This window comes from Nguyenibacter vanlangensis (genome assembly GCF_013376155.1).
GTDB classification, from domain to species: domain Bacteria; phylum Pseudomonadota; class Alphaproteobacteria; order Acetobacterales; family Acetobacteraceae; genus Gluconacetobacter; species Gluconacetobacter vanlangensis.
Map to the genome: position 1 here is coordinate 1 of NZ_JABXXP010000160.1, position 5,498 is coordinate 5,498.

Sequence of the window (5,498 nt, forward strand, 5' to 3'; positions counted from 1 at the left end):
AGGCGGCCAGCGCCGGCTGCGCCCGTGCCGCGATCCCGGCATTGGCCGCGATCAGGTCGACGGCTTTCTTCGCCTGGATCGTGGCGCCGGTCGACGCAGTTACCGACGGGTCCGCCATCAGCGCCTTCGCCACGGCGGGGCTGACCGACTGGCCGGCGATGGTCGGCAGCAGATCCGCCTGCGACCAGGGGGCCAGGTGGCTGCGGATCTGCTTCTGGGTCGCAGGGGCCTGGACCAGGCTCCAGACCAGGTCCGGATTGTCGCTGTCATGGGCCGCCACCGCCAGCACGCGCGCGATGCGCCCGTTCGGGATCACGCCGCTATAGGCGATCCGTACCGTCCGCGCGATCAGCGCCGGATCGCGCGCGGCGGCCAGGGCGCGGAAGAAGCGCAGCTTGTCCTCGGTATTGCCCGCCGCCTGCAGCATGCCGGCCAGCGCGTCATAGGTGGCGCTGTCGGCATGGCGTCCGACGACCCAGGTGACCGGGGCGACCATGCTGGCCGGCAGGCTGGCCGGATCGCGGCGATAGGCGGCAAAGCGGCGCTGGGCTTCGGCCGCCACGTCTTGGTCGTCGAACTGGCCCAGGGCCGCAATCACCTCGGGACGCAGCAGCGTATCCAGGAAGGATTCACCCGCGCGCGGCGTCCAGCCCAGGCGCGCCAGCTGCGGCGCCAGCAGGGCGCGGGCAAAGGCGTGGAAGGCCGGACGCGCCGCGCTGCCGCGCGCCAGTTCGTCCAGGGTACGCAGATGGCTGATCGTATCCTGCCAGACCGCGATATTGTCCTCGTGCCGGGCGTTCAAGTCGGCAATCAGGTCCAGCCAGGCCGCCAGCGGCGCCTGCCCGGCCTGGAACAGCGCGAACTGGTCCCCCAGCAGATCGGCCCGGTCGGCGGCGCCGAACCGGGCGAAGGCGGATGCCAGAGCCGTCAGCGACGGGGTGTCATAGGCGGTGCGGTAATAGCCGTTCTCGCCCATATTGGCCTTCAGCGCCTGGCCGCAGCCGGCGAAGGTCAGGCTCTGCGGATGGTCGGGCGTCAGGATCGTGCGCTGCGACGCGATGCCCGGACCGCCGACGGTGACCGGAATGTTCCAGCGCGCCGGCAGCGGATGCGGATCATCGATGCTGAAGCGGCCCTCGGTCAGGGTCAGCGTCGTATTGCCCGCCGTGCAATGGCGCGCCACGCTGACCAGCGGAATGCCCTTCTGTTCGGTAAAGCTTCGGGCGACGCTGGCGACATCCTGGTGCGATACGCCGGACAGGGCGGCCCACAGATCGGCGCTGGTGGTGTTGCCATAGGCATGGGCCTTCATGAAGGCGCGCATGCCGTCGCGGAAGGTCTCGGGACCCAGCCAGTCCTCGATCATCCGGATGACCTGCTCGCCCTTCTGATAGCTGATCCGGTCGAAGGCCGTGTCGGCCTCGCTGACGTCATGGATCACCTGCTGGATCGGGTGGGTCGTGGGGTGCGCGTCCTGCGCCATGGCCGCCTCGCGCTCGGCATGTTCGCGCGGCCACATCTGCCAGCCCGGGTTGAAATGATCCGTGGCCTTGGTTTCCATCCAGGTGGCGAAACCTTCGTTCAGCCAGATATTGTCCCACCATCCCATGGTCACCAGGTCGCCGGACCATTGATGCGCCATTTCATGGGCTAAGACGATATACACGATCTCCTGCGTGCTGGGCGCGCTGTGCGCCGGGTCGAACAGCAGGTCGTCGTCGATGAAGGTGATGGCACCCCAGTTTTCCATCGCCCCGGCCTCGTAATTTCCGGGAATGGCGATCAGGTCCAGCTTGGGCAGCGGGTAGGGAACGCCGAAATATGCGTTGTAATAGGGCAGGATCTGCGATGCGGCCTGCAGGGCGTAGCGTCCGTTCTGCTGCTCGCCGGCGGGGGCATACACGTTGATCGGCGTGCCCCCTTCCGTCTTGCCGCTGACCGCGCTCAGGTCGCCCGCGACCAGCGCCAGCAGATAGCTGGCCATGCGCGGCGTGGTGCCGAAGACGACGCGCTTGGCGTCATGGCCGACGGGCGTGGTCGAGACGACGGGCATGTTGCTGATCGCCACGTCATGCGCGGGCAGCGTCGCGGTCAGTTGGAACGTGGCCTTGAAGGCGGGCTCGTCCCAGCCGGGGAACATGCGCCGCGCGTCCGCGACCTCGAACTGCGTGACCAGCATGCGCCGCGTCTTGCCGTCCGGCGCGCGGTAATCGTCGTAATAGATGCCGTTCGGCGTGGCCGGGATCGGACCGCGATAGGCGATCGTCACCATGTGATGCCCGGGGGCGACCGGCCGCGCTGGGGTCAGGGTCGCGGTCTGCGCCTTGTCATCCTGGGTGATGGCGGCGGATTGACCGTCCACCGTGGCCGAGATCAGCGTCAGGCCCGCCTGGTTCAGCGTGATGCGCGCCACCGGCGCCGACGCGGTGACGTCGATGGTCTCATGACCGTTCAGCGTCAGGCGCTTCATGTCGGTCACGATGTCGATGCGATAGGCGCCGGGCACGACATCCTTGGGCAACTGGCCGGGCGCGTGCGCGAAATCGAACGGGGATTCACCGAGAGCCGGACCCGAGAGCAAGGCCGTGCCGGCCAGCAGCAGGGTGGCGATGGCGGGTTTGTACCGCATGGGAACTCCAGAAAATGGCGGGTTCGGGCGCGGCACATCGTCATGGCGGCGATCATGCCGCCGCATGCGGGATGCCCTGGGCAGCCCGCCTGTTCCCGAACCCGGGAATGCAGGACAGCGTATCCCCCGTAAAGGAGGATACGCCGTATGAACGGGGCAGAGACTTAGAAGGAAGCCCGGACGGTGAACATGATGGTCGAAGGCATGCCCGGCAGGCCGTCGGCGAATTGCGGGGTGCACCCGTAATTGCTGACCGCGTTGCCGGCAAAGCCCGTGGTGCCCGGCGGGTTGCTGGTGAAGGTGCCGCAGGACGCCGGCGAGATCTGCCGGTATTTGTACTGCCAGTAGAACGTGTTGAACAGGTTCTGCACGTTCAGGTCGAAATCGACCTTCTTCAACGGACCAAGCTCATGCACCGGCATGGCGTAGTTGACGTCGAGGTTGAAGATCACATACGGCGCGATCCCGCCGTTCGGATCCATCGTCGTGGCACCGGCCGTGGTGTTGTAATAATCATAGGTGCCATAACCACCCGTCGTGCCTGGAATCGGACCGATATTCTGGAACCCGGTCAGGTCGTACGTCGTGTACTGATGGCCGGTATAGCGCCCGGTCAGGTTGACGTTCAGGTCGTCACCCCGGCGCAGCAGGTTGCGCTTGTTGTAGTCGACGCTGAACTGCGCCAGCCACTGCGGAATGCCCGAAACGTGGCTGCCGCGCTGGGCGATGCCGAACTGGTCTTCCTGGACCGTCACGAACGCCTCGTACGTCTTCAGGTACCGCGCGCTGTTATGCGAGAAATTGCCCGAGAACGTCCAGGTGCTGTTCGGACGCCACATCAGCGTGACTTCCTGGCCGCGCATCAGGCGCTGGCCGGAGTTCGTATACAGTGCATCGCCGGCAAGCGGGCCGGACTGGTACTGGAAGAACCCGAAATCACGGTCGACCTTCTGATAGTAGTAATCGGCCGAGAACAACCAGTGGGACGTATTGTACTTCACGCCGCCTTCATACATATGCACGATCGACGCACTCGGCGGAGAGCCGATCACGCTGGGCGAGAAATCGCTGGTGGGGGCATAGAGCGCCGAGGTACCGGCACTGCCGTAGAACGACACACCTTTCAGGGCCGGCGCGATCTTGTCCAGGTCATAGGTCACGTTGACGAACGGCAGGAACTCGCGATCCCACTTATGATTGCCGAACGGACCGTAATTGCAGGTATTGGCCTGGCAATAGGGGGTCGCCAGCGTCGCCGCGGACGGAGTGCCAAAGACCTGATATCCCGTGCTGTACGCGGTCTTGGTACCCTGCAGGGTAAAGCCCGGGGTGATATGCAGCGTGTTGTGCAGCAAATCGATCTTGTCCTGCAGATAGCCGGAGAAGATCGTACGCTGCTGCCCGCCGCCGAGACCGCCGCCCTGATTCGGGGCACCTGCGACGTCGTTTATCGCATCATGCGGGACGGGCTGGGTAATGCCGTAATAGATCGGCGTATTCAACTGCGTCTCGCGCGCCACCAGGCCGCCGATATGGATCGTGTTGCGGATGCCCCAGAATTCCGGCACGAGGATGGAAACGCGCGGCTGAATACCGTACGTGTTCGTGTGCAGCGTCTGGGTATAGGCGTTATAGCCGCAGGGGCTGGTCTGACCGGCTGCTGCCCATTGCGCCGCAACCGAAGCCGGACAGGCCGGGCTGTTATTGTACATGGCGTTGCCATCGTACGTCACGGCGCCAGGCTGATAGGCGGGGTTGCCGTAGCCGTACAGACCCTGTTCGCCGAAGCCGGCGATGGTCTGGTTGAACGGATTGGCGCCTCCGACCGTGAAGGGCGTGTCGCCGCCATTCGGCGCGAACAGGGCCGGGTTGGCGTATTCCTCGGTCGTCGAGTTGGAGTAGCGATAGAATCCGCTCAGTCCGACATTGATATAATCGTTGATGTAGGTGTCATTCTTCAGCATCAACGTGAAATAGTCGTTGTTCTGGCGGAAATATTCCTGATCCGGCGAATAATTGCTGAAATTGCCGTTCTGCTGCAGATACGGCATCGGAATCGGTTCCGGGGTGATCAGGCCGCTGCCGGTATTGTACAGCACCGTCGCCTGGAACATCGACTGGCCCTCGTCATAGGGCTTGTCGAGGGCCGCTTCGAACGAGTTGTAGCGGGCCGGCGTATAGTCGATGAAGCCCTTGGTCTGCATGTTGTCGTACTGCACCATGACCTTGGGCGCATCGACGCCCCGGCCCAGCGCGCCGTCAAGCTGCCCGGAATCGACCTTGAAGCCTTCCCGCCAGGTGCCGAACGATCCTACGCCACCATACACATCGACGCCGAACTTGTCCGCGGGTCGCAGCGAGTGATACGCCACCGTGCCGCCGATCGTGCCGAAGGTCGACTGGTCGGGATAGGCCACGCCGGGATAGACCGAAACGCCGCTGATCTGGTCCTGGGTGAACGGGGCCGCGATGACGTTCTGCAAGAACGCGCCGCTGCCGCCCTGCAGCAGGTCCTGCATCGGCATGCCGTCCAGCGTATTGGCGGCTTCCAGCCCGCGCGTGCCGCGGATCGACATTACGGGTTCGTTATTGCCGATGCCCTGCTGGTAGGTATAGACCGACGGCGCGTTACGCAGCAGCGAGACGATATTGCCCGCGGCACCGCTCATGCGGATCTGGGTCTGTCCGATTTCCGTCACCGCGCTGGGCGAATCCTGTTCGCGCAGCAGGCGGCGCTGGGCGCGGATCATGATGGATTCCATCTGGTCCGGCGGTGCGGTGTTGGCCGCGACGGTCGTCGCCACGGCCGGGGCGGCAACCGGTGCCGCCGCAGGAACCACATGCGCCGTCCTGGCCACGGGCTTGGCCG

At 65.0% G+C, this 5,498-nt stretch carries 2 protein-coding genes; both read right to left on the reverse strand.

Going from position 1 to position 5,498, the window contains the following annotated elements; genetic code table 11:
* Window positions 1-2,629, reverse strand: a 2,629-nt coding sequence (locus tag HUK84_RS09480) for a M1 family metallopeptidase (protein ID WP_176640076.1), incomplete at its 3' end; no start/stop codon positions are given.
* A 164-nt stretch (window positions 2,630-2,793) separates the two neighbouring features.
* Complete coding sequence (locus HUK84_RS09485; protein WP_176640077.1) at window positions 2,794-5,379, reverse strand: TonB-dependent receptor; 2,586 nt, start codon at window positions 5,377-5,379, stop codon at window positions 2,794-2,796.
* Between the last annotated feature and the right edge of the window lie 119 nt (window positions 5,380-5,498).

What these genes read in the sequence shown, in the direction of transcription:
- HUK84_RS09485 (WP_176640077.1), bottom strand. Translation starts at nt 5,379, where the DNA reads ATGATCCGCGCCCAGCGCCGCCTGCTGCGCGAACAGGATTCGCCCAGC.